The sequence below is a fragment of the Pectobacterium araliae genome (assembly GCF_037076465.1).
GTDB classification, from domain to species: domain Bacteria; phylum Pseudomonadota; class Gammaproteobacteria; order Enterobacterales; family Enterobacteriaceae; genus Pectobacterium; species Pectobacterium araliae.
Genome location: NZ_AP028908.1, coordinates 2,150,349 through 2,171,576 on the forward strand (window position 1 = coordinate 2,150,349; position 21,228 = coordinate 2,171,576).

A 21,228-nucleotide genomic window follows, 5' to 3' on the forward strand; every position below is an offset into this window, starting at 1 on the left:
AAAAATAAATAAAAAGCACAACCGAAATTGTGCTTTTTATCGCAGGTTGGCGAAATGCCGCTAAGACAAATGATGCTTAGCGAGCCAACCAGCCACCGTCAACGGCAATCGTGTAGCCATTGATGTAGTCAGATGCGCTGGATGCCAGGAAGACGGATGGGCCCATCAGGTCCTGTGGTAAACCCCAACGACCCGCAGGGATACGATCCAGAATTTCTTTGCTACGATCTTCATCGGCACGCAACTGTTGAGTGTTGTTGGTTGCCATGTATCCTGGAGCAATCGCGTTGACGTTGATACCGTGTTTTGCCCACTCGTTGGCCAACAGACGGGTCACACCCATAACGGCGCTTTTTGATGCGGTGTAAGAAGGTACGCGAATACCGCCCTGGAAGGACAGCATAGAAGCGATGTTGATGATTTTGCCACCTTTACCTTGTTTGATAAACTGGCGCGCAACGGTCTGAGACATAAAGAAAACGCTCTTAATGTTCAGGTTCATAACGTCATCCCAGTTTTTCTCACTGAACTCGATAGCATCTTCGCGACGAATGATACCGGCGTTGTTGACCAGAATGTCAACGTGGCCAAATTCAGCAACGGTTTTTTCTACCAGTTCGGCATGACCAGATACATTGCTCATGTCAGCAGTCAGGCTGAGGAAACGACGTCCCAGTGCGGTGACTTTTTCGATGGTGTCTTTCGGTTCAACGATGTTGACGCCGACGATATCACAACCTGCTTGCGCCAGACCGATAGCCATACCCTGACCCAAACCGGTATCACAACCAGTGATAAGAGCAACTTTACCTTGCAAATCAAAAGAATTTAAAATCATATCTATAATCTCTCTGTAAGCGACAAAATACTTAGTCGTTAGCTGTTACTGTAGGGAACACCGGTAATTCCGGTTGAAAGCGATTAACGTAACTCGCTAACTTTGACGTGATCCATGTCACCGAAAACTTGATTCTCGTCAACTATGCCCCAGATAAAGGTGTAGCGTCTGGTGCCAACACCGGAATGAATTGACCAGCTCAGTGAAATCACCGCCTGCTCGTTTTTTATAACTATGTGACGGGTTTCCTGTGATTGACCCATCATGTGGAAAACGGCCATTTCATCATTAACCGCTCCTGGCGAAAGCACCGGGCGAAACAGATGATGTCGCGTGGCAGTGACAACGTCACCTATCCTTTAACCTGCCCGGTTCTTTCTTGTTATGCGGGATGATAGTTTGGATGGGATGTGAATTCAATAAAAATGAAATAATGTTTTATTTATTTCTTGAGGGCCGTCATGGTTTTGCTTATTTTATGTTTCTTCTGGTACTGATGTGGCTAAAATGTCGCAATCCATAGTCATACACTCGTTGCCGTGCACAGTTTGTTGACGCAATAGAAGGTATGGGCAATAAAAGCGTTAGAGGAGAGATGATGATGAGAAGATTTTTTATTGATGATGAAACGCCATGGGAAGAGCTGGGCGGTGGCATTAAACGTAAAATCATGACGTGGAGCGATGAGCTGATGATGGTTTACGTGCACTTTGATAAAGGTGCGATTGGTACGCCGCACTTCCATGAGATTCACGATCAGATTGCTTATGTTGCTGCTGGCAGCTTTGAAGTGGAGATCGAAGGTGAGAAACGTATCCTGAAAGCGGGCGACGCCTATCTGGCGGTGAAACCTGAGATGCATGGTGTGGTTTCGCTGGAAGATGGCAGCGTTCTGATCGATGCTTTCTCGCCTAAGCGAGCTGATTTCCTGTAATGCCTCACTGCGTGGCGGGTATATAGCCAGCCACGCTTTCGCAATATCCCGCGATTCCTACCGTTCTCGTTCTATTCTGCTACTTTTCTGACCCTAGACCAAATGCTCCTCAGCCAGTTGATTTAGTGAGTCTAGCTTATAGTCGGCCAGCACCCAGCGTGCGTCAGCACGAAATTCAGCCTGTGGAATAACGATTGAACGCATGCGTGCTGCTTTGGTTGCGATCATGCCATTCACCGAATCTTCCAGCGTCACGCACTGTGCAGGAGAAATGCCGAGTCCGTTTGCTGCATTTAAATACACTTCGGGGTGGGGTTTGCTATACGGCAGTGTCTCGGCTGACATTAGGACATCAAAATAGTGCTCCAGATTAAACATGCGCAGCACCTGCTGCTGCATACGGAGCGGCGAAGCGGAAGCTAGTCCAATTTTAAGGTTCTGTTCACGACACAGTTGCAGCGCATATTCTACGCCGGGCAGAAGAGGGCGCTGCTCAGCAACGAGTTCGATGGCGCGATCGATAATGCGGCGGACAACGTCATCTCGACCTGGAGTCGCCCAGGGAGAATGTTGATACCAAAGTTCGACCACCATATCGATGCGCAAGCCCAGCGTGTCTTTCATTGATTCTCGTAGTGAAATATCGACGCCTAGCGAAGCGATAACTTCCAGTTCGGCCTTATCCCACAGTGGTTCTGAATCAATCAGCAGCCCATCCATATCGAAAATCGCCGCTCGTATAGAGGAATCAAAGGACATACCACGGGCTCCATCAGCAAAGAAAAAGAATATTTAATGGTAAACTATACCCTGAATAAGTCGAGTGGCAGGGGACAACTCAGGCTAGGCGGGAGATAAAGTATTGACTGCACGTAAACTTACAGTAGGCTATCCGTCGTACTAAAACGAAATATTATCGATGTTGCGTCGCTAAGAAGGGGTTCTCATGACGTATCAACAGGCTGGCCGTATTGCCGTGGTTAAACGCCTTGCCGGATGGATACTTTTTATCCCCGCGCTGCTTTCAACCTTCGTCTCGCTGGCTAATTATCTCTACGCCTATACGCAGAAAAAACAGGGTATCGATGCTGTACTTCTGGATTTTCTACATTTAATGGTCGATATGGTGCGCTTTAATACGCCTTTCCTGAACATCTTTTGGTACAACTCACCTGTGCCAGATTTCACACATTTTTTCAGCACCGCGACGCTGATGTTTTGGCTGATCTACATCCTGATTTTTATTGGCCTTGCGTTGCAGGTTTCGGGTGCCCGCATGTCTCGTCAGGCGAAGGTCATTAAAGAAGGCATTGAGGATCAGCTAATTCTGGAAAAAATGAAGGGAGAGGGTGGGAACACGCGAGAGACACTGGAATCGCGTGTCATTGTTCCTGCGCATACGATATTTGTGCAATTCTTTCCGCTTTATATTCTGCCGCTAATTATCGCAGGGATTGGCTACCTGGCGTTGCGTTTATTAGGATTGCCAGTCTGAGTGATAGTCTGGCGCAGAGATTGCGCCAGATGTTGAAACCTCTTTCTTACCGTAGAGTAAACTTGTTGGCTGCGAGCAAACACCTCGTCTTAAATCAAAAGCTGACGTTCTATAAGCTGTTGCGCTTCAACAATATGTTTGCCACCGAAAAGATTGGCGCGGTTAAGCAGATAGTAAATCTGGTAAATGGGTTGGCGATCGATAAAGCCTTTATCCAGCGGCCATACGCTCTGGTAGCCATCATAAATCTGCGCAGGTAGAGCCGGATAGCGTGGCAGCATCGCTAAATCACACTCTCTGTCCCCCCAATAACAGGCTGGATCGAACAGATAACTGCCATCCTGACTATTTGCACAATTATCTGGCCACAGATCGCCATGCAAAAGTGAGGGCTGGGGCAGGTGCCCCGCGAGACGTTCCTCAACGCGTGCGATCAGCGTTTCAATGTGACCAAAATGCATTCCTTTTTCCGCCGCCAGTTGTAGCTGCCACCCAATACGCTGTTCGGCAAAAAAGGTCGCCCAACGCCGCTGCCAACTGTTGGGCTGAGGCGTTGTCGAGAGGTCATTATCAAAATCCAATCCAAACTGTGGTTGATCGCTCCACTGGTGCAGGCGTGCTAGCTGCTCGCCCAGACACCACGCGCTGTGGGCATCCAACGGTTTGACAGGCAGATATTGTAGAAGCAGGAAGCTGTGATCGCGTGAACTGCCGACACCGTAGACGGCGGGTACACGCACGGTATTACTGCGGCTCAGTAAGTGAAGTTGGTCGGCTTCAGCGGTGAATTTAGCGAGCATTTCACGGCTATCGCATTTTACGAAGACGTCATGCTCGCCGTAGCGGACGTACCAGGCTGGATGTATTTCACCACCGGACAATTCGCGATGTTCCTGAATGTCCGCAGTACCGTGATGCTCTTCCAAAAGTCGGCTGATAGCTTGCCACATAAGGTCATCCTCCCGTTGATGTTGCCCGATATCCTGCTGTTCACTGGGTGATTCGTTTACGGTAACCCATTGAGCGCAATAAAAATGGAATCTACAGCACAGTGATAACCGATCGATAGATATAGCGAGAGACAAGTATAGTCGGAATTAAAAATAACGACGTTAGGATGGCGCTCAATTCGTTAGATGATGACGTAACCGGCAGTTGCGTTCCGGCTACGCCATGTTGGGGCAGAGAAGCAAGGCACTACAGTGCATCAGTGACAATCTGGGATGCTGCTTGACGACGTAGTTTGAGCTGGTGGTACGTCAGGGCTAATATGAAGAACAGCGCCTGAACGATGACGATGCAAGGACCCGTCGCCCCATCAATGTAAAAACTGATCAGGGTGCCAGCAATACAGGAAATGACGGAAACCAGCGTCGCGACAAGAACCATATACTCGAAGCGTTTACAGACCATAAAAGCAACGATCCCCGGCGCAATTAGCATCGCGATCACCAAAATAACGCCGACGGCCTGTAATGATGCGACGATGGTCATTGCCAGCAAGCTCAGTAACCCGTAGTGCAGTAGCTTAACGGGCAGGCCAATGACGCGGGCATGATTAGGATCGAAGCAGTACAGCATGAAATCTCGCCGTTTTAACAAGATGACGGCCAATGTCACCCCTGCAATCAGTAATATTTGCGTCAGTTCTTGCTGAGTGATGCCTAGCACGTTACCAAACAGAATATGGTTTAGGTGCTGATCGGTATCGATGCGTGCAAACATGACGAGCCCCAGCGCAAACATGCCGGAAAAAATGATCCCCATTACCGTATCTTCTTTGACCCGGCTGTGCTCTTTTACATATCCTGTCGCTATCGCACAGAAAATACCGGAAACAAAAGCGCCGATGACCAGTGGAATCCCCAGTAGAAACGCGACAACGATACCGGGCAACACGGCATGCGAAATAGCATCACCCATTAGCGACCAGCCTTTCAGCACCAGATAGCAGGACAATACCGCGCAAACCGTACCCGTGACGACGGCGGCGAGTAAGGCTCGTTGCATGAACGGATAAGACAGGGGATCGGTTAGCCAGCTAATTAGCATCATAACGCGTCTCCTGATTGATCGCGCAATCGCAGGCGGCGTGAGGCCAGTAACCCATGCTTGGGAGCAAAGACAAACGCCAGCAGGAAGACAATGGTTTGCAACGTGACAATCACGCCGCCCGTTGCGCCATCAAGGAAAAAGCTCAAATACGCCCCCACTGCACTGGTGAGTGCACCGAGCACAATCGAAATTATAACCAGGCGGCCAAACCGGTCGGTGAGCAGGTAAGCTGTGGCACCCGGCGTAATCACCATCGCGATGACCAAAATCGCGCCAACGGTTTGCAATGCCGCGACAGTACAGGCGCTCAGCAGCGTAAAGAAGAGAATTTTCAGTTTTAGTGGAGAAAGGCCAATCGAACGGGCATGGTTCTCATCAAAAAACACAGCCAGCAGATCCTTCCACAGTAGGCAGAGAATCACGAACGTTACGCCAATAATGATCTCAACTTGCAGAATATCTTCGTCGGCAATTCCCAAAATATTACCGAAAATGATGGATTGCACGTTAACGGATGTCGGATTGAGCGAAATAATCAGCAGACCGACGGCGAAAAACGTTGAGAAAATAAAGCCGATGATCGCATCTTCGCGCAATCGGGTAATGTGACGGATAAGGGTCATCGCCAGCGCGGCGAGCATGCCAGTAAAAAATGCGCCGGCAGCGTAGGGCAGGCCCAATGCATAGGCACCCGCGACGCCGGGAACGACAGAGTGGGAGAGGGCATCCCCCATCAGCGACCAGCCTTTCAGCATCAAGTACGCCGAAAGAAAGGCACATACGCCACCGACAATGGCGCTGACCCAGATCGCTTTGACCATATAGTTATAGTTGAATGGCTGTAGCAGGATATCGATCATCAGGGCTTTTTCTCCTCCGGTATCGCGCGTGACGCAGGAGGGTCGCTCTTAGTCGAACCGTAGAACACAGCCGGACGTTCATCGTCAGTTAATACCGTCACCGAGCGGGCATCGTCATCATCGTGAAGGTGAGATCCCCCAAGGTTGATGTGTCGCAGAACACCACCGAACGTTTTTTCCAAATTACTTTGGGTAAAGGTGCTGTGCGTCGGCCCAGCGGCTAGCACAGTGCGATTGACCAAAATAACATTGTCACAAAACTCTGGAACGCTACCGAGGTTATGGGTGGCTACCAGAATCAGATGTCCTTCATCGCGCAAGGTACGAAGTAGTTCGATGATGGCGTTCTCTGTTTTGACGTCCACCCCCGTAAAAGGCTCATCGAGCAGTAAAACGCTGCCTTGTTGAGCCAGCGCCCGGGCCAGAAAGACGCGTTTTTTTTGGCCGCCGGACAACTCGCCGATTTGGCGATGTTGCAGTGTCGACAGCCCGACGCGCTCCAATGATTCCGCCACAATGGCGCGATCTTGTTTACTGGGAATACGCAGGAAATTCATCCGTCCGTAGCGTCCCATCATGACCACGTCGGCAACCAGCACGGGAAAATTCCAGTCTACGTCTTCTGTTTGCGGAACGTAAGCAACCAGATTCTGTTTCAGCGCTTGGTAGATGGGTTGCTGATTGAGCAGCACCTGTCCTGAGGTTGGTTTGACTAACCCCATGATACTTTTGAATAACGTCGATTTCCCACTGCCATTTACGCCGACTAAGGCGCAAATCGTACCGCCGGTCAGAGAAAAAGAGGCGTGGCGAATAGCCTGATGCCCGTTGCTGTAAGTAACCGAAACATCATTGACTTCTAATGACTGTTCTGATCGATCACCACTCATTGATTAAATCCTTTCGCGATGGTTTCCACCGTCACTTGTAACAGGTCGATATAGGTTGGCACAGGACCTTTTTCTGTCGACAGCGAATCAACATACAATACGCCGCCATATTTTGCGCCCGTTTCTTTGCTGACCTGTTTTGCTGGTTTATCAGAAATCGTGCTTTCACTGAAAACTACAGGAATCGCCTTTTCACGCACGGTATCAATCACCCGACGAACCTGCTGTGGCGAGCCTTGTTCATCGGCGTTGATTGGCCAGAGATAGACTTCATTGAACTGATAATCCTTCGCCAGATAGCTGAATGCGCCTTCACTGGTGACTAACCACCGCTGAGGCTCTGGGATACGGGAGAGGCGCTCACGCAACGGTGCATCGAGCGCCGTAATTTTTTCAGCATAGGCCTTGGCGTTACGGTTATAGGTCTCCGCATTGGCTGGATCGGCTTGAACCAAACCTTTGCGGATATTCTCAATATAGATTAACGCATTGGAAGGGGACATCCAGGCATGCGGATTCGGATTGCCATTATAGGCACCCTCGCGAATAGGGAGGGGGGTGATACCTTCCGTTACTACGACAGCGGGCACGTTTTTTACATTTTCGAAAAAGCGCGTAAACCAGCGCTCAAGGTTCATACCATTCCACAGCACCAACTGCGCAGACTGTGTTTTAACAATATCGCGTGGCGTCGGTTGATAATCATGAATTTCTGCACCCGGTTTGGTGATGGATTCGACGGTTGCGGCATCACCTGCTATGTTTTGTGCGATGTCCTGAATAATGGTAAAGGTGGTGATTACTTTTAGTTTTTCAGCCGCCTGTACGGATGTGCTGGCTAAAAGCAATAAGGCGCTCGGTAGCGCAATACAACGGAACAAGGCAGATAAAAGGGCGTGAAAACTGATCATGCAAATATCCTTACAAACCGTGAGATGTCATTTGAGAATAATTATCAATATCATTTAAGTCAAGAGGCAAAAGAACGCGGAGAGTCAGTATTCGAGGGGAGCTCATGATACAAGCAATCGCGGTTCGCTGGCTTGTCGTATGTGCTTGTGCAGATAAGGAACGCATCATGCTCCTTTTGTAACAAAAATGTTGCTTTAATTTAATGAATCGTACTTAAGGTTACAACGAAAGTCTAACGGTAACGAGGGCGAACTGTCGTGTCGCTATACATAGCTATACACATGGTTAAATTTACGCCCAAAAAAGAGAAAAATCTGAAGTAACCTTAAAAGTATCGTGGCTGCTGCCGATAAACCATAAAGAGTGTGAGAGATGTCTCTATTTTTATATGAAAGGACTGTGAAGCGTATGAGCACAAAATCAGAGCGACGCTGGAAATTGGCGAGTGTATTTTTATTGACCTTCTTGGTGGCATTATTAGTTCTACTGGTTCAAACCAGTTAATTCCTGGCACAGCAAGAGGCTAGTTACTATCTATTATGTAATGAATTAATGCAAAGGATATAGATAGCATAAAAATGATAATTGATTTTAAACATTGATATAAGCGTGACCGCTGCGGATCACGCTTCTCGTTAATGTTCAATATCTGTTAGTGACAGAAGGCTAATTATCGCTTTTTGTTACGATTGTCGGCCTGTTGTGCCAGAAATGCGACATTTGTCGCGTATTTTGTGCATAATAAAATCTGAAATGTGCTTATTGTGTAATGCCAGAACGGGCTTGTGAATATAGGTGTCAGTGTGTGCTATCGTGTATTAATGAATCAGTAATGATGTGAATTTGTGCGGCGTATCCATGACTGATAAAAAAGGCCTTGCCATCGTTTGCATAGTGTGTAATAACCCTTCTGGGTAAAACGAGGTACAGTTCTGTATATGAATGGCATTTTCAGTAAAGAAGACTTAGGTACAACCTTTAGCGTTGCGTGCTACTTCTCTGCCGATCCTTATCTTAGTGCCTCAAGCAGTAACGACTTTGGTTTGTCTGTATAACGCCTTTTGGGCGGTTTAAACAATTAAAGGAAATATTTGAAATGGCAAAGATTAAAGGTCAGGTTAAGTGGTTCAACGAGTCTAAAGGCTTTGGTTTCATCACTCCTGCTGACGGCAGCAAAGATGTATTCGTACACTTCTCTGCAATTCAAGGCAACGGCTTCAAAACTCTGGCTGAAGGCCAGAACGTAGAGTTCGAAATTCAGGATGGCCAGAAAGGTCCTTCTGCAGTAAACGTCACTGCGCTGTAATTTTACAGCTCTGTTGCAAAACCCGCCATGGTGCGGGTTTTTTGTTGTCTGCGTTTTATCTGCACCCGTAATGCAATGACGACGTGTTTAATGAGGAAAATGTGCCGATGAGTTATCAGTGTCCGCTATGCCAGTTGCCCCTGGAGCGACACCCGCGGCAATGGACGTGTGGTAAACATAGCTTTGACTGTGCGAAAGAAGGGTACGTCAACCTGTTGCCGGTACAGTTTAAGCGCTCAAAACAGCCCGGTGATAGTGCCGAAATGATGCAGGCCCGTCGCAGTTTTCTGGAGGCTGGCCATTATCAACCGCTACGTGATGCTGTTGCACAACATATTGATAATATTGTGCCGGATGACGCGTTAGCACTGCTGGATATCGGCTGTGGCGAAGGGTATTACACCGCAGAGTTGGCCCATCGTCTCACATCACGCAAGGCGATGGCGATATACGGACTGGATGTTTCCAAAGCAGCGATTCAGCGTGCGGCAAAGCGGTATGATAATGTTGAGTTTTGCGTTGCATCCAGCCAGAGGCTACCTTTTCGCGACGCATCCCTTGATGCTGTGGTGAAAATCTATGCACCGTGCAATGACGCAGAACTACAGCGCACGGTTAAGATTGGCGGTTGGGTGGTGACGGTGTCTCCAGGGCCACGGCATCTTTATCAGTTGAAGGCGGAAGTCTACGATGAGGTGCTATTGCATCCGAATAAAGATGAAGCACTCGCAGGCTTTCAACCTATGGTACAGCAAACGCTCACGTATCCAATGCAGTTATCTGGAAACGAGGCCGCAACTCTGTTGCAAATGACCCCCTTTGCCTGGCGGGCAACACCTGATGTGAGTATTCGGTTGCAGGCAACTGTGCAGTTTAGCTGTGAAACGGACTTTATTATCCGTTTGCATCAGCGCGTGGAGAGCGGTGCGGTAGCGTAATCAAGAAGAATAAAAATGGGCAGCGCGATAGCCGGGCTGCCCATTAATATGAGAGGTATTTTTATCAGGCAGCGTAGCCGAGGTGTTCGTACAGGATATTACAGCCGATACCAATCAGAACTAATCCACCCATAACTTCTGCTTTTTTACCGAGAATCGGGCCAATGTAACGGCCAATCATCATCCCAAGCGTAACCATAATCATGGTGGCACAGCCAATCACCATCGCGGTATGGAAAATATTGACCTGAAGGAAGGCCAGACCAACGCCGATTGCCATGGCATCCAGGCTGGTGGCGACGGCGGTACAGATTAACAGTGCCAGACTATGATTTTTGACTTTTTCGCAGCGGCAGTCTGAAGAGCCTTTGAGGCCTTCAACGATCATGCGACCACCCAAAATCAATAACAGCGTAAAAGCAACCCAATGATCCCATTCGAGAATATATTGGCTGGCAAAAAAACCAAGCACCCAACCGATGAGTGGAGTAATGGCTTCGATAACGCCAAAAATGAGGCCCGTGCGTATCGCATCACGAAAACGGGGATTATGCAGGACGGCACCTTTACCGATTGACGCGGCGAAGGCATCCATTGACATGCCAAATGCTAGGATAAGTGTTGCTGACGTATTCATTGTAAAATAGCCTCGGCTGGACGATTAACCATATACACGCAGACCATCCCCAACCCGAATGACGATCCTACGTGTCTATGGTCTCGCCTGCCAATCATGCTTGGCCGCCCGCACCACGTTTTATGCTCCGATAATATGGAGATAGAACGAGTATGTTGATACGAGCATTTCTGACCAGTTACTATGAATATTGGCTAATCAGAAATCGGCTACTCCCCAATGACGGCGCAACCTTACCATATTATTTATGTTGCAAACAACACCAAAAGTTTTAAGTGTTAATAATGCAATTGATAATTATTTTCATTTGGTTGTTGAGGATGAAATCGGATAAAATAACGTCATGGTTGTTGTGGTTAAAGTGTCATCGAGATAGGAAGGGTATATTGAAAACTATTTAAATAATTTGAATGATAATTTCATTTCATTGATTGTTAATCATAAATTTATATATTTTTTCTAAATCATCGAGCTGTGTAACTTGTATCAATAAACGACGTTTTTCAAGTTCGATGACCAATACGCCATCCTCAGATAAATTCATATTCTTAATTTTGGTATAAGGAATGAATATATTCGCATGAAAGAAACCGGTTGATTTAAAAAACAGTTTTGGGCGGCGAATATAGGCCAGATAACATGCCATGAAGGCCAGCGAAATCAAAAGATAGGTTGTGATAACAGCGCCATTATTCATCACATTTTGATAAATAAGAATACCCACTAAGCCGATAAAAATCAGGGTGTCGAGTCGATTGATCCGTTTCAGGGGGATGAGAAGCTGTGTTTTTCCTTTGAGTTTATCCATGATGAATTCGTCATAGATGGCATAAATCAGTGCTAAAGTAATCAATCCCACCAGCGTGATATCTGTCATCGTCATCCGTATTCCCCTTGTCCGTTGCGTCTCTGTTGATAAAGAATCGTCGGGCACATTGTGTGCCCGACGAGTAAGCATTATACGCCGAGCAGGCCGATCCAATAGCCGAAGATACCGATGGCAAAGAAGCCCATGATCAACCACAGCGCATTCACCTTACGCCGCAATAGCCACATGCAGCCGAACGTCAGCAGTAGAGGAACGAGCCCCGGCATGAGCTGGTCGAGGATGGATTGAACGGTGGTTACCGTGGTTTCCCCGTTCTGGTTCGTCACCGTCGACACCACCATCGGAATGTTGACGTGCGTCCATTTATTGACGAGTGCTCCCATCACGAACAAGCCGAGGATAGACGCTGCTTCGGTCATTTTTTGCAGGAAACCGCCGCCCATATCACTGACGATATCGATCCCCTTGCGGTAGCCGTAGGCGACGCCATAGTAACGCACCAGCAGGCGAATCAGGTTAAAGAGGACGAAGAAGAGGACGGGCCCTAACAGGCTGCCGCTCATGGCAATCCCCGCGCCTAGCGCAGCGAACACCGGGCGGGCGGTTCCCCAAAATATCGGGTCGCCGACGCCAGCCAATGGTCCCATCAACCCAACCTTCAGACCGTTTATCGCCGCGTCGTCAATCGGGGCTCCGTTAGCACGTTGCTCTTCCATTGCCATTGTTACACCGAGTATCGGGGCGGCAACAAAAGGCTGCGTGTTGAAGAACTCCAGATGGCGCTTGATCGCTTGTTTACGTTCTTCCGAATTTTCAGGATAAAGACGGCGGATCACCGGCACCATCGAAAAACAGAAGCCGAGTGCCTGCATACGTTCAAAGTTCCAGGAGCCTTGAAACAGGTTGGAACGGATAAACACCGCGCGGATATCGCTGTCAGTGAGTTTTTTAACATTCGTATTTTCGACCATTTCTCTCACTCCTGTTAATCCAGTTCGTTATCAAGGCCGTTATTGCCTGATGCAACAGACTGGCCTTGAACCTTGTTATATTTTGGGCTGAGCTGGATATATAGCACTGCCATCACAATACCGATTACGCCCAGCGCCACCAGGTTGAACTCGGTGAACGCGGCGGTCACGAAGCCAAGATAGAAGAATGGCATCAGGTAGCCCGCGCGCATCATGTTGATGACCATCGCGTAACCGACGACGACAATCATCCCACCAGCGATATTCAGGCCGTTAGTGACAACGTCTGGGATGGAGTTCAGCAGAGCGTGAACGGCGTCAGTACCGACAGAGACTGCCACAATAACCGCAGGAATCGCGATACGCATGGCTTGAAGCAGCAGGGCGGAGACGTGAATCCAACTGATGGCCGTCAGGTTACCGCGCTCTGCCGCGCTATCTGCCGCATGTTGAAATGCAACTGTGATGGTACGAACAATGATGGTTAAGACTTGCCCGGCCGCAGCAAGTGGAATCGCCAGGGCAATCCCAGCCCCAATTCCCTGACCGCCAGCAATAACCAGAATGGTTGAAATAATGGAAGCCAGCGCCGCATCGGGTGCGACTGCCGCACCGATGTTCATCCAGCCTAATGCGATCATTTCCAGCGTACCACCAATAATGATCCCGGTTTTTAAATCACCTAATACTGCACCAATTAGCGTACACGCGACGAGTGGACGGTGGAACTGGAATTCATCAAGAATCGAACCCATCCCCGAAACACATGCGACGAGAAATATCAGCACAATTTGAAGTGTGGTAATTTCCATCGTACTTCTCCTATAAAATGTGTCTGAGTAAAAATAAATCGTCATCCCCGTTGTTTTTCAATGTCAACGTAAAGCTTTCTATGTCGATATAAAGCTTTTCAATATCGGCATAACTTGAAAATCGCCAGGTCTGTAAAACTATTATTGATAGTGATATTGGCATTAACGACCTTCGCAGCACGACAGGCATCAACGCGGCATTTTGTTAATCAAATCCATCATTTTAATCCGGGAATCGGTTGATACTTTTCGAACCTCCAATTCAATACCGCGTTTATCTAATTCACGGAATGCCGCAATATCGTTTTCATCAATAGAGACAGCATTATTTACCTGCGTTTTCCCCTGTTTGAATGCCATCCCACCAATGTTGACCGAGGTGATGTTTACGCCATTTTCGATCAGCGTTAATACATCCGTCGGATTGGTGAACAGCAACATTACGCGATCGGCGGCATATTTCGGGTTGTCATAAACACGAACCGCTTTTGCCACATCCACGACGTGGGCGGTAACGCCCGGCGGCGCAACCTGAGTCAGCAACGTTTTACGCACGTGATCGGCGGCGACCTCATCGCTGACAACAATAATGCGCGAAACATTGGTTTCTTTCGTCCAGCGGGTGGCGACCTGACCATGAATCAGACGGTCGTCGATACGTGCCAACCCAATCTTCATATGTTCACCGGATCCCGCTGGTGTGGGTACGGTGTTGGTTTTTGGAGGGAGTAGAGGAGAAGGGGGCGCTGCTTTGGGTTTTTCCTGATGCTTCAGGGCTTTTACACCCTCTCTACCGGCTTCCAGAGCGATGGTAACCAGATCGGAGAAGGAGGGGTTATCATCCCGAGCCATAAAGGTTTCCGCCAGCATAGGGATATTCACGCCGGCGATAACATCATGGTTTTCTTTGTCAGTGACGAGGCGACTGGCGGCGTTGAACGGGCTGCCGCCCCAGGTATCAACGAGAAACAGCACGCCCTGCGATGTGTCTAACTGCGTGAGTTTTTCCTGATATTTTTCTATCAATGTTTCGGCGTTTTCTCCAGGAACGAAATCAATCCAGGCGATATTACTTTGTTCGCCAAGAATCATTTCTGCTGTTTTTAACAGCGGTCCCGCAGTGGCGCCGTGAGTGCATAACATGATTGCAATACTCACTTGCTACCTCCTCACGTTCACGATCAAAAAGAGTCAATGTGTCAGGAAATCGGGTTAGCGTTCAGTCACTGAGCGTTAACCGTCGCGGTATTAGTATGGCTACAAGAAAAAATTTTACCGTGCATTCATGACATTTCGCTGTGTTCCTCCAGGTTGTCAGGCGAAAAATCGTGACTGACAGATTTATTTTAGTTATCGAAAAAATAAATAGTGTGATGATGCTCTAATGCTGACCAGTTAAGCAGGGGGACAAAACGGTGTGAAATCAGAAAATTTGAGCGAGTTATCAATGCGAAGCCAGTCTAAGAAATTCTTTGTGAAAAACGGTAACAACCTGTTAGAGTAAATATCCCTTAAATTGCTTAGGAGCACCGGGCATCAGCCCTTCCCATGGACTGTCACCGACAAAACGTTCTCTGTTTTCCCGCTAATGCTGGCGGTTTTCTGTACTCAGTTGGTCACTCAGACCACGTTCAGAATCTCTCTGATTCACATCAACTCTTTTTATTACCATTCAATGCGGCTCATGCGTTGATGTCATCTGCTCGTTCATTTTCTGGAGTCTGACATGGAATTTTTGCTAGATCCTTCAATCTGGGCAGGCCTATTGACGCTGGTGGTACTTGAAATTGTTCTGGGTATCGACAATTTGGTGTTTATCGCCATTTTGGCAGATAAATTACCTCCCAAGCAGCGAGATAAAGCCCGCATTATCGGTTTAAGCCTGGCGTTATTCATGCGTCTGGGCCTGTTGTCTTTGATTTCCTGGATGGTCACACTGACGCGCCCACTGTTTAGCGTTGGCGATTTCAGTTTCTCAGGGCGTGACCTGATTCTGCTATTCGGCGGTATGTTCCTCTTGTTCAAAGCCACGATGGAGTTGCATGAACGGCTAGAAAATAAAACGCACGACGGCAATGGTAATCGCGCGCATGCCAACTTCTGGGCTGTGGTTGCGCAGATCGTCGTGCTGGACGCCGTGTTCTCGCTGGATGCTGTAATTACCGCCGTGGGGATGGTAGACCACCTGGGCGTTATGATGACGGCGGTGATCATTGCGATGGGCGTGATGCTGATTGCTTCTAAGCCACTGACCAACTTCGTTAACGAGCACCCAACGGTGGTTGTCCTGTGCCTCAGCTTCTTGCTGATGATTGGTCTGAGCCTCATGGCGGAAGGTTTCGGTTTCCACATACCGAAAGGCTACCTGTATGCTGCGATTGGTTTCTCTATCCTGATCGAACTGTTTAACCAAATTGCCCGTCATAACTTTATGAAGCATCAGTCGCACCGCCCCTTGCGTGAACGTACCGCAGAGGCCATTTTGCGCCTGATGGGTTCACGGAAAAATACGGACGATGTGGATGCGGATGAACCGCAGAAGAAACTCACGACAGAGGAATTCGCCGAAGAAGAGCGCAATATGATCAGCGGTGTGCTGACGTTAGCCTCACGTTCGCTGCGTAGCGTGATGACGCCGCGTACTGAAATCTCCTGGGTGGATAGCGCGAGTTCTGTCGAACAGATCCGTATGCAATTGCTGGATACGCCTCACAGCCTGTTCCCGATATGCCGCGGTTCGCTGGATGAAATTATCGGTGTCGTCCGTGCCAAAGACCTGCTGGTGGCGCTGGAAACGCAAACGGATGTGGAAAGCTTTGCCGCCGCTAATCCGCCGATTGTCGTACCTGAAACGCTGGATGTCATTAACCTGCTGCCGGTTTTGCGTCGTGCGAAAGGCAGTTTGGTTATTATCGCCAACGAATTTGGCGTGGTGCAAGGATTGGTCACGCCGCTGGACGTGCTGGAAGCCATCGCGGGTGAGTTCCCGGATGAAGACGAAACGTTGGATATCATCCCTGACGGCGAAGGCTGGTTAGTGAAAGGCGGAACGGACCTGCACGCTTTGCAACAGGTCGTGGATAGCAGCGATCTGGTTGATCCAAAGGAAGAGTATGCATCGTTGGCAGGCATGTTGCTGGCGCACAGTGATGAATTCCCGAAAGTCGGCGAGGTCATCGAGTTGTACCACCTGCGCTTCCATATCGTCGAAGTTTCCGAATACCGTATTGAACTGGTGCGTGTAGAACGCATCGTCGATCGGGAAGAGGATGAAGACGCATAAGCACCGTCGTGCGCGATGATCACACCCTGCGAGCAGTACGCTGGCAGGGTGTTTTTTGTTGAAAAGGAACTGGGCAGAGACTACGTTATATTACTTTACTACTTTAAAAGGATCGGGAACGGTATGTTGGTTAGCATTGTTCCAATAGTTCTGTAATACCCAGCCATATTCTGGTAACCCATTGATAAATGGCGGAAGCATCGCGTCAGCGGTTGGGTTTTTCCAGTCTGCTTGTAATTCTGCACCAAGCGCAAATACACTTTCAAGCTCAGCACCAGCCGCCGTCATTCTCTGCATCGCTGCATCCGCCTCGTATTTGCTCCATGCGCCGGAGGCATCAACAACCGGATAGACTTGATACCCATCATTTATCATTGCCAATGTCGGTAAGGTTACACAGGTTCCCAATGTGACACCGGAAATAATAATGTGCCGACGACCCGTTTTGGCAACTAAATCCTCTAAAGCCTTACGGAACGTTGGATCTTCATAGGCGTTGATAATCCCTGTACGACGGTAAATGGGTTGATCTTTGAATATTTCTTTTAGTTCCGGCAGAGTATCGCCATTCTGCCATTGAGCATTGGAGCTCGTAATTAATACAGGGATATCTAATGCTTTAGCCATTTGCGCTAAGGCAACAACATTATTTTTATAGCCTGATGCCTGTTGAAAATCTCGAACGCTTGCCATCAGCCCCACTTGGTGATCGACAAACAGCATAATACTATTTTCAGGCGTCGGTTTATCATACGCCACGCGGCCAGCTTTGCGTGCTTCTGAAGGACTCGTTTTATATGGAAAAACCTTATTCGTAATAGGACTCACAATATCTGTTGATTTCTGATCTGCAAAAGAAAAAGAGGAAAAACAAAATATTGTTAAAGCAATAGAGAGTTGAGTCAATTTTATATGAGACATAATTTTCCTGAAAATAAGAATAATAGAAAGTGAATTAACTACGGCTAATCCAGGTCGGTGAAATTTGAGTTCCTTTACCCGCCCCGTAACCAAAATAAATATTTAGTCCACCGAGTGGTTCCAGATAACGAGCATTTTTTAGTCCGCCAGCGTCTACCGGAGAGAATCCGATACTGTCGATTAATTCGCGGACAGTTTCTTTTGCTGATTCGCTATCCGTAGCATAAAAAACCGGGACAGTTTCATTCTGGGAAAATTTCGCCCCGTCAGCCAACACTTGAGCAAAAATCGTGTTAAATGCTTTAACAACAATAGCGCCAGGAACCATTTTCGCGATTTCCTCTCCCGCAGAGGTATCATGGCCAAGGGTTAATCCCATGTAGTCAGCGGTGAGTGGGTTGGTTATATCAACGATCACTTTCCCATTTAGATCGCCAAGAGACTGTAAGGCGGAGCGTGTATCATTGTAGCCTACCGCTAAAATCGCGATGTCTGAATCCTGCAATGCGTCACCTGATGCCACTGCCACAGCCCCAGCATATTGATCGGCCAGCGCTCTGGCTTTGGTGAGATCACGTGCAGTGACACGGACTTCATGCCCCGCTAAGGTGAGTTGTTTGACAAACCCCTGACCCATATTCCCAGTACCTATAACGGCAATTTTCATTGTGTAATCTCTTGTGAAGTAAAAGTATCAACAACACTTTATTAGTAATGTTAGTAATGATAAATAACGAGGAATTAGATATATTGTCTCGCAGGGGGAGATAATGGATAAATTGCAAGCGATGGCTACCTTTGTTGCGGTAGTGAAAGCAGGAAGTTTTGTCAAAGCGGTGGAAAGTACCGGGTTTTCAAAGCCAGCCGTATCACGGCAAGTCATTGAGTTAGAAAAATTTTTGGGCGTAAGATTACTCCATCGCACTACGCGGCGTATTTCTTTGACTAATGAAGGCCAAATTTATTACCTGCGTTGTAAAGAGGTGCTATCGGTTATCGAAGAGGCTGAAAATCAAGTCTGCACACGAGCCAATCAGGCACACGGTCGCTTGCGGATTGGCGTACCGCAGGATTTCGGTGTACTCCAGCTAGCTCCACTGTGGGGACAGTTTATGGATAAAAACCCGAAAGTTGAGCTTGATATTGTTCTTTCTGATCGTAACGTTGATCCAGTAGAAGAAGGATACGATTTAGTCGTCCGCATCGGCAATCTGCCTGATTCAACGCTGGTATCATCTTTGTTGGCAACAACTCGCCTAATATTGTGCGCTTCACCTGAATATCTTCGCGTATGGGGTACACCGCTACATCCTATAGATTTAGATAAACACGTAGTGATTGCTTATAGTTATAACTCCAGTGGCAACGAATGGTTATTTTGTAAGGAAAAAAGAGAACAAATAAAAGTGAGTATTCACCCGCGTCTCAATGTTAATAATGGTGCAACATGCCGATTTCTTGCTATCGAAAGTCAAGGGATAATCTTGCAACCAGACTTTCTGGTATATAGCGATATTCTCAAGGGGAGGTTGGTGGAAATTATGCCAGACTGGCAAGCGCAAACACTCGGAATACACGCGCTTTATCCTACACGCACATTATTACCACTCAAAGTGCAGCTTTTACGTGATTTTCTATCCGATTCTTTACGACCTAAGACATGGCTATTATCCGCTTATGACCCGTGGGAAAAATTATTAACGGGAAAGTGAACGACCAATCATGGAATATGTGCACTATCGTAATGTATCAGCCTTAGCCATATATAGCATGGTGTGCGCTGCTGATTAAATTGAGTTGTCAACGGCAAACAGAATGGCGGGGCTAATTCCGCCATTCTGTTCAAGGGAAAGTTTTGTGGGCCAGAGTGAACGATATTATGTCAAGTTGGCGGACTTTTATCGTTGATAAAAAAGGGGCGAATGGCGTGAGCTAATCAATCACACTGCACTTTGATCGCCAATCCGCCTCGTGAAGTTTCACGGTATTTGGCGTTCATGTCTTTCCCCGTTTCGTACATGGTTTCAATGACCTTATCCAGCGAAACGCGCGGTTCACTGGTACGTCGGGTAGCCATACGTGCGGCGTTAATCGCCTTAACGGAAGCAATCGCGTTACGTTCGATGCACGGAACCTGTACCTGGCCTGCAACCGGATCGCAGGTTAAGCCTAAGTTATGTTCCATACCGATCTCGGCGGCGATACAAACTTGTTCTGGACTCGCCCCCATCAGCTCTGCCAGTCCAGCTGCTGCCATGGAACAGGCCACGCCCACTTCACCTTGACAACCCACCTCGGCACCGGAGATAGAAGCGTTCATTTTGTACAGAATGCCGACCGCACCTGCTGCGAGGAAATAACGAATATAAATGGTCGGGCTAACCGGTTCGATGAAATGGTCGTAATAGGCAAGGACAGCCGGAACGATACCACATGCACCGTTTGTTGGTGCGGTAACCACACGGCCGCCAGCGGCGTTTTCTTCGTTCACTGCTAGCGCGAACATATTGACCCAGTCGACGACGTTCATCGGATCGTTGGACAACTTATCGGAAGACACCAACATACGACGCAGTGCAGAAGCACGACGTGGTACGCGCAGCGGTCCGGGTAAAACACCTTCGGTGTTCATGCCGCGATCGATGCAGGCACGCATGGTTTGCCAGATATCGGCAAAGTAGGCGTCAATCTCCTGACGGCTGTGCAGCGTCAGCTCGTTACGCATCACCATCCCAGAAAGCGACAGGCCACTTTGTTTGCAGTGTTCCAACATCTCTTTGGCAGAATGGAAAGTATAGGGAACGGAGATGTCGGTGGTGGCATCTTTACCAAAATTTTCTGCATCGACGATGAAACCGCCGCCGATGGAGTAATAGGTTTTGCTATAAATTTCTTTATTGTCGGCAAAGGCGGCGATTGTCATGCCGTTTTCGTGTAGCGGTAGATTTTCGCTGCGAAAAACCATGCCACCTTCTCGAGGGAAATCCACCTCGTGCTGCCCGTTAGCCAGCAGCAGACGTTCGCGTTGCTCAACATCGCGGATAAAACTGGGAATGGCATCAATATCCACGGTATCTGGCATGTTACCCGCCAAACCCATGATGATGGCGATATCCGTATGATGGCCTTTACCCGTCAGTGACAGCGAGCCATAAACGTCGACGGCAATGCGCGTGGTTGCGGTCAGTAAATTTTGGTTGATCAATTCATCGACAAATTGCTTACCGGCTTTCATCGGTCCAACCGTATGAGAGCTAGAGGGACCAATACCGATCTTAAACATGTCGAAAACACTTATCACACCAAACTCCTCAAAGACTTAGGGCAGTATCCACAATTCTCTGGCCGCCTGCTTTCGGTTCTGGCGAGACATGACCTGAATTGTAGTGGATATATATCTAAAAATTAGAATAAAAATCGTCAAATCGCGCTATTGTAGTGTGGAATATGTTGTGCGGCTTTCTTTTTCGCATGAAATAAATTTATGCCAACACATAATTTAACTTATCTCAAATGTGAGCTAAATCATTGTAAATCCTATGGCTGA

At 48.0% G+C, this 21,228-nt stretch carries 22 protein-coding genes and 1 pseudogene; 7 read left to right on the plus strand and 16 right to left on the minus strand.

What is annotated here, in order from left to right; all coding sequences use genetic code 11:
- Positions 1-76 precede the first annotated feature (76 nt).
- Both kduD and AACH44_RS09730 read right to left on the minus strand, forming a co-directional pair.
- Complete coding sequence (gene kduD, locus AACH44_RS09725) at positions 77-838, minus strand: 2-dehydro-3-deoxy-D-gluconate 5-dehydrogenase KduD (RefSeq protein WP_261847551.1); 762 nt, start codon at positions 836-838, stop codon at positions 77-79.
- Between the two features lie 83 nt (positions 839-921).
- Positions 922-1,131, minus strand: a pseudogene (locus AACH44_RS09730) (5-dehydro-4-deoxy-D-glucuronate isomerase); the annotation flags it as partial.
- 308 nt (positions 1,132-1,439) lie between these two features.
- On the opposite strand from AACH44_RS09730, the gene AACH44_RS09735 reads away from it, so the two are divergent.
- Complete coding sequence (locus AACH44_RS09735; protein ID WP_261847640.1) at positions 1,440-1,772, plus strand: cupin domain-containing protein; 333 nt, start codon at positions 1,440-1,442, stop codon at positions 1,770-1,772.
- A 93-nt stretch (positions 1,773-1,865) separates the two neighbouring features.
- Here AACH44_RS09735 and hxpB read toward each other — a convergent pair whose 3' ends face one another.
- Complete coding sequence (gene hxpB / locus AACH44_RS09740; RefSeq protein WP_261847550.1) at positions 1,866-2,531, minus strand: hexitol phosphatase HxpB; 666 nt, start codon at positions 2,529-2,531, stop codon at positions 1,866-1,868.
- A gap of 187 nt (positions 2,532-2,718) precedes the next feature.
- On the opposite strand from hxpB, the gene AACH44_RS09745 reads away from it, so the two are divergent.
- Positions 2,719-3,267 carry a YniB family protein gene (locus tag AACH44_RS09745; RefSeq protein ID WP_261847549.1) on the plus strand — a complete coding sequence of 183 codons (549 nt, stop codon included), beginning with the start codon at positions 2,719-2,721 and terminating at the stop codon, positions 3,265-3,267.
- Positions 3,268-3,356: 89 nt separating this feature from the next.
- Here AACH44_RS09745 and AACH44_RS09750 read toward each other — a convergent pair whose 3' ends face one another.
- The 5 genes from AACH44_RS09750 to AACH44_RS09770 form a co-directional block, all read right to left on the minus strand.
- Entirely contained in the window at positions 3,357-4,217 is an 861-nt protein-coding gene (locus AACH44_RS09750) for a fructosamine kinase family protein (RefSeq protein WP_261847548.1), read from the minus strand.
- 247 nt (positions 4,218-4,464) lie between these two features.
- Positions 4,465-5,322 carry a metal ABC transporter permease gene (locus AACH44_RS09755; RefSeq protein ID WP_261847547.1) on the minus strand — a complete coding sequence of 286 codons (858 nt, stop codon included), beginning with the start codon at positions 5,320-5,322 and terminating at the stop codon, positions 4,465-4,467.
- Positions 5,319-6,182, minus strand: coding sequence for a metal ABC transporter permease (locus tag AACH44_RS09760; RefSeq protein ID WP_261847546.1), 864 nt, complete (start codon positions 6,180-6,182; stop codon positions 5,319-5,321). The genes AACH44_RS09755 and AACH44_RS09760 overlap by 4 nt, the downstream gene beginning before the upstream one ends.
- Positions 6,182-7,072 (minus strand): manganese/iron ABC transporter ATP-binding protein, encoded by an 891-nt coding sequence (locus tag AACH44_RS09765; protein WP_261847545.1) that lies wholly within the window; start codon positions 7,070-7,072, stop codon positions 6,182-6,184. The genes AACH44_RS09760 and AACH44_RS09765 overlap by 1 nt, the downstream gene beginning before the upstream one ends.
- The gene (locus tag AACH44_RS09770) at positions 7,069-7,983 is read right to left on the minus strand and encodes a metal ABC transporter substrate-binding protein (protein WP_261847544.1); all 915 of its coding nucleotides are present in this window, start codon (positions 7,981-7,983) and stop codon (positions 7,069-7,071) included. The genes AACH44_RS09765 and AACH44_RS09770 overlap by 4 nt, the downstream gene beginning before the upstream one ends.
- A gap of 939 nt (positions 7,984-8,922) precedes the next feature.
- Here AACH44_RS09770 and AACH44_RS09775 point away from each other — a divergent pair.
- The 3 genes from AACH44_RS09775 to rlmA all read left to right on the plus strand — a co-directional run bounded on the left by AACH44_RS09775 (position 8,923) and on the right by rlmA (position 10,228).
- Positions 8,923-9,039, plus strand: a complete 117-nt coding sequence (locus AACH44_RS09775; protein WP_015730422.1) for a DUF2627 domain-containing protein — start codon at positions 8,923-8,925, stop codon at positions 9,037-9,039.
- 41 nt (positions 9,040-9,080) lie between these two features.
- Positions 9,081-9,290, plus strand: coding sequence for a transcription antiterminator/RNA stability regulator CspE (gene cspE / locus AACH44_RS09780; protein WP_005968829.1), 210 nt, complete (start codon positions 9,081-9,083; stop codon positions 9,288-9,290).
- A 107-nt stretch (positions 9,291-9,397) separates the two neighbouring features.
- The gene (gene rlmA, locus AACH44_RS09785; protein WP_261847543.1) at positions 9,398-10,228 is read left to right on the plus strand and encodes a 23S rRNA (guanine(745)-N(1))-methyltransferase; all 831 of its coding nucleotides are present in this window, start codon (positions 9,398-9,400) and stop codon (positions 10,226-10,228) included.
- Between the two features lie 64 nt (positions 10,229-10,292).
- Here rlmA and mntP read toward each other — a convergent pair whose 3' ends face one another.
- The 5 genes from mntP to manX form a co-directional block, all read right to left on the minus strand.
- Positions 10,293-10,865, minus strand: a complete 573-nt coding sequence (mntP, locus tag AACH44_RS09790; RefSeq protein ID WP_261847542.1) for a manganese efflux pump MntP — start codon at positions 10,863-10,865, stop codon at positions 10,293-10,295.
- A 424-nt stretch (positions 10,866-11,289) separates the two neighbouring features.
- Positions 11,290-11,748 carry a DUF986 family protein gene (locus AACH44_RS09795; RefSeq protein ID WP_261847541.1) on the minus strand — a complete coding sequence of 153 codons (459 nt, stop codon included), beginning with the start codon at positions 11,746-11,748 and terminating at the stop codon, positions 11,290-11,292.
- Between the two features lie 74 nt (positions 11,749-11,822).
- Positions 11,823-12,665 (minus strand): PTS mannose transporter subunit IID, encoded by an 843-nt coding sequence (locus AACH44_RS09800; protein WP_261847540.1) that lies wholly within the window; start codon positions 12,663-12,665, stop codon positions 11,823-11,825.
- A 14-nt stretch (positions 12,666-12,679) separates the two neighbouring features.
- Positions 12,680-13,477: a PTS mannose/fructose/sorbose transporter subunit IIC gene (locus tag AACH44_RS09805; RefSeq protein WP_039300201.1), complete on the minus strand. Its 798-nt coding sequence runs from the start codon at positions 13,475-13,477 to the stop codon at positions 12,680-12,682.
- 189 nt (positions 13,478-13,666) lie between these two features.
- On the minus strand, positions 13,667-14,635 hold the full coding sequence (manX, locus tag AACH44_RS09810; protein WP_261847539.1) for a PTS mannose transporter subunit IIAB: 969 nt from the start codon (positions 14,633-14,635) through the stop codon (positions 13,667-13,669).
- Positions 14,636-15,203: 568 nt separating this feature from the next.
- Between manX and AACH44_RS09815 the strand changes: the two genes are divergently transcribed.
- Entirely contained in the window at positions 15,204-16,760 is a 1,557-nt protein-coding gene (locus AACH44_RS09815; protein ID WP_261847538.1) for a TerC family protein, read from the plus strand.
- Positions 16,761-16,850: 90 nt separating this feature from the next.
- On the opposite strand, the gene AACH44_RS09820 is transcribed toward AACH44_RS09815, so the two are convergent.
- Positions 16,851-17,681, minus strand: a complete 831-nt coding sequence (locus AACH44_RS09820) for an isochorismatase family protein (protein WP_261847537.1) — start codon at positions 17,679-17,681, stop codon at positions 16,851-16,853.
- Between the two features lie 34 nt (positions 17,682-17,715).
- Complete coding sequence (locus tag AACH44_RS09825; protein ID WP_261847536.1) at positions 17,716-18,348, minus strand: NADPH-dependent F420 reductase; 633 nt, start codon at positions 18,346-18,348, stop codon at positions 17,716-17,718.
- A gap of 103 nt (positions 18,349-18,451) precedes the next feature.
- On the opposite strand from AACH44_RS09825, the gene AACH44_RS09830 reads away from it, so the two are divergent.
- Complete coding sequence (locus AACH44_RS09830) at positions 18,452-19,393, plus strand: LysR family transcriptional regulator (protein WP_261847535.1); 942 nt, start codon at positions 18,452-18,454, stop codon at positions 19,391-19,393.
- 224 nt (positions 19,394-19,617) lie between these two features.
- Here the strand turns inward: AACH44_RS09830 and sdaA are convergent, their stop codons facing one another.
- Positions 19,618-20,982 carry an L-serine ammonia-lyase gene (gene sdaA / locus AACH44_RS09835; RefSeq protein WP_261847534.1) on the minus strand — a complete coding sequence of 455 codons (1,365 nt, stop codon included), beginning with the start codon at positions 20,980-20,982 and terminating at the stop codon, positions 19,618-19,620.
- Positions 20,983-21,228: the final 246 nt, after the last annotated feature.

What these genes read in the sequence shown, in the direction of transcription:
- AACH44_RS09820 (WP_261847537.1), bottom strand. Translation starts at nt 17,681, where the DNA reads ATGTCTCATATAAAATTGACTCAACTCTCTATTGCTTTAACAATATTT.
- AACH44_RS09735 (WP_261847640.1), top strand. Translation starts at nt 1,440, where the DNA reads ATGAGAAGATTTTTTATTGATGATGAAACGCCATGGGAAGAGCTGGGC.
- AACH44_RS09750 (WP_261847548.1), bottom strand. Translation starts at nt 4,217, where the DNA reads ATGTGGCAAGCTATCAGCCGACTTTTGGAAGAGCATCACGGTACTGCG.
- AACH44_RS09745 (WP_261847549.1), top strand. Translation starts at nt 2,719, where the DNA reads ATGACGTATCAACAGGCTGGCCGTATTGCCGTGGTTAAACGCCTTGCC.
- AACH44_RS09765 (WP_261847545.1), bottom strand. Translation starts at nt 7,072, where the DNA reads ATGAGTGGTGATCGATCAGAACAGTCATTAGAAGTCAATGATGTTTCG.
- hxpB (WP_261847550.1), bottom strand. Translation starts at nt 2,531, where the DNA reads ATGTCCTTTGATTCCTCTATACGAGCGGCGATTTTCGATATGGATGGG.
- AACH44_RS09805 (WP_039300201.1), bottom strand. Translation starts at nt 13,477, where the DNA reads ATGGAAATTACCACACTTCAAATTGTGCTGATATTTCTCGTCGCATGT.
- AACH44_RS09775 (WP_015730422.1), top strand. Translation starts at nt 8,923, where the DNA reads ATGAATGGCATTTTCAGTAAAGAAGACTTAGGTACAACCTTTAGCGTT.
- AACH44_RS09800 (WP_261847540.1), bottom strand. Translation starts at nt 12,665, where the DNA reads ATGGTCGAAAATACGAATGTTAAAAAACTCACTGACAGCGATATCCGC.
- AACH44_RS09755 (WP_261847547.1), bottom strand. Translation starts at nt 5,322, where the DNA reads ATGATGCTAATTAGCTGGCTAACCGATCCCCTGTCTTATCCGTTCATG.
- AACH44_RS09815 (WP_261847538.1), top strand. Translation starts at nt 15,204, where the DNA reads ATGGAATTTTTGCTAGATCCTTCAATCTGGGCAGGCCTATTGACGCTG.
- AACH44_RS09825 (WP_261847536.1), bottom strand. Translation starts at nt 18,348, where the DNA reads ATGAAAATTGCCGTTATAGGTACTGGGAATATGGGTCAGGGGTTTGTC.
- kduD (WP_261847551.1), bottom strand. Translation starts at nt 838, where the DNA reads ATGATTTTAAATTCTTTTGATTTGCAAGGTAAAGTTGCTCTTATCACT.
- AACH44_RS09830 (WP_261847535.1), top strand. Translation starts at nt 18,452, where the DNA reads ATGGATAAATTGCAAGCGATGGCTACCTTTGTTGCGGTAGTGAAAGCA.
- AACH44_RS09795 (WP_261847541.1), bottom strand. Translation starts at nt 11,748, where the DNA reads ATGACGATGACAGATATCACGCTGGTGGGATTGATTACTTTAGCACTG.
- rlmA (WP_261847543.1), top strand. Translation starts at nt 9,398, where the DNA reads ATGAGTTATCAGTGTCCGCTATGCCAGTTGCCCCTGGAGCGACACCCG.
- cspE (WP_005968829.1), top strand. Translation starts at nt 9,081, where the DNA reads ATGGCAAAGATTAAAGGTCAGGTTAAGTGGTTCAACGAGTCTAAAGGC.
- AACH44_RS09760 (WP_261847546.1), bottom strand. Translation starts at nt 6,182, where the DNA reads ATGATCGATATCCTGCTACAGCCATTCAACTATAACTATATGGTCAAA.
- AACH44_RS09770 (WP_261847544.1), bottom strand. Translation starts at nt 7,983, where the DNA reads ATGATCAGTTTTCACGCCCTTTTATCTGCCTTGTTCCGTTGTATTGCG.
- mntP (WP_261847542.1), bottom strand. Translation starts at nt 10,865, where the DNA reads ATGAATACGTCAGCAACACTTATCCTAGCATTTGGCATGTCAATGGAT.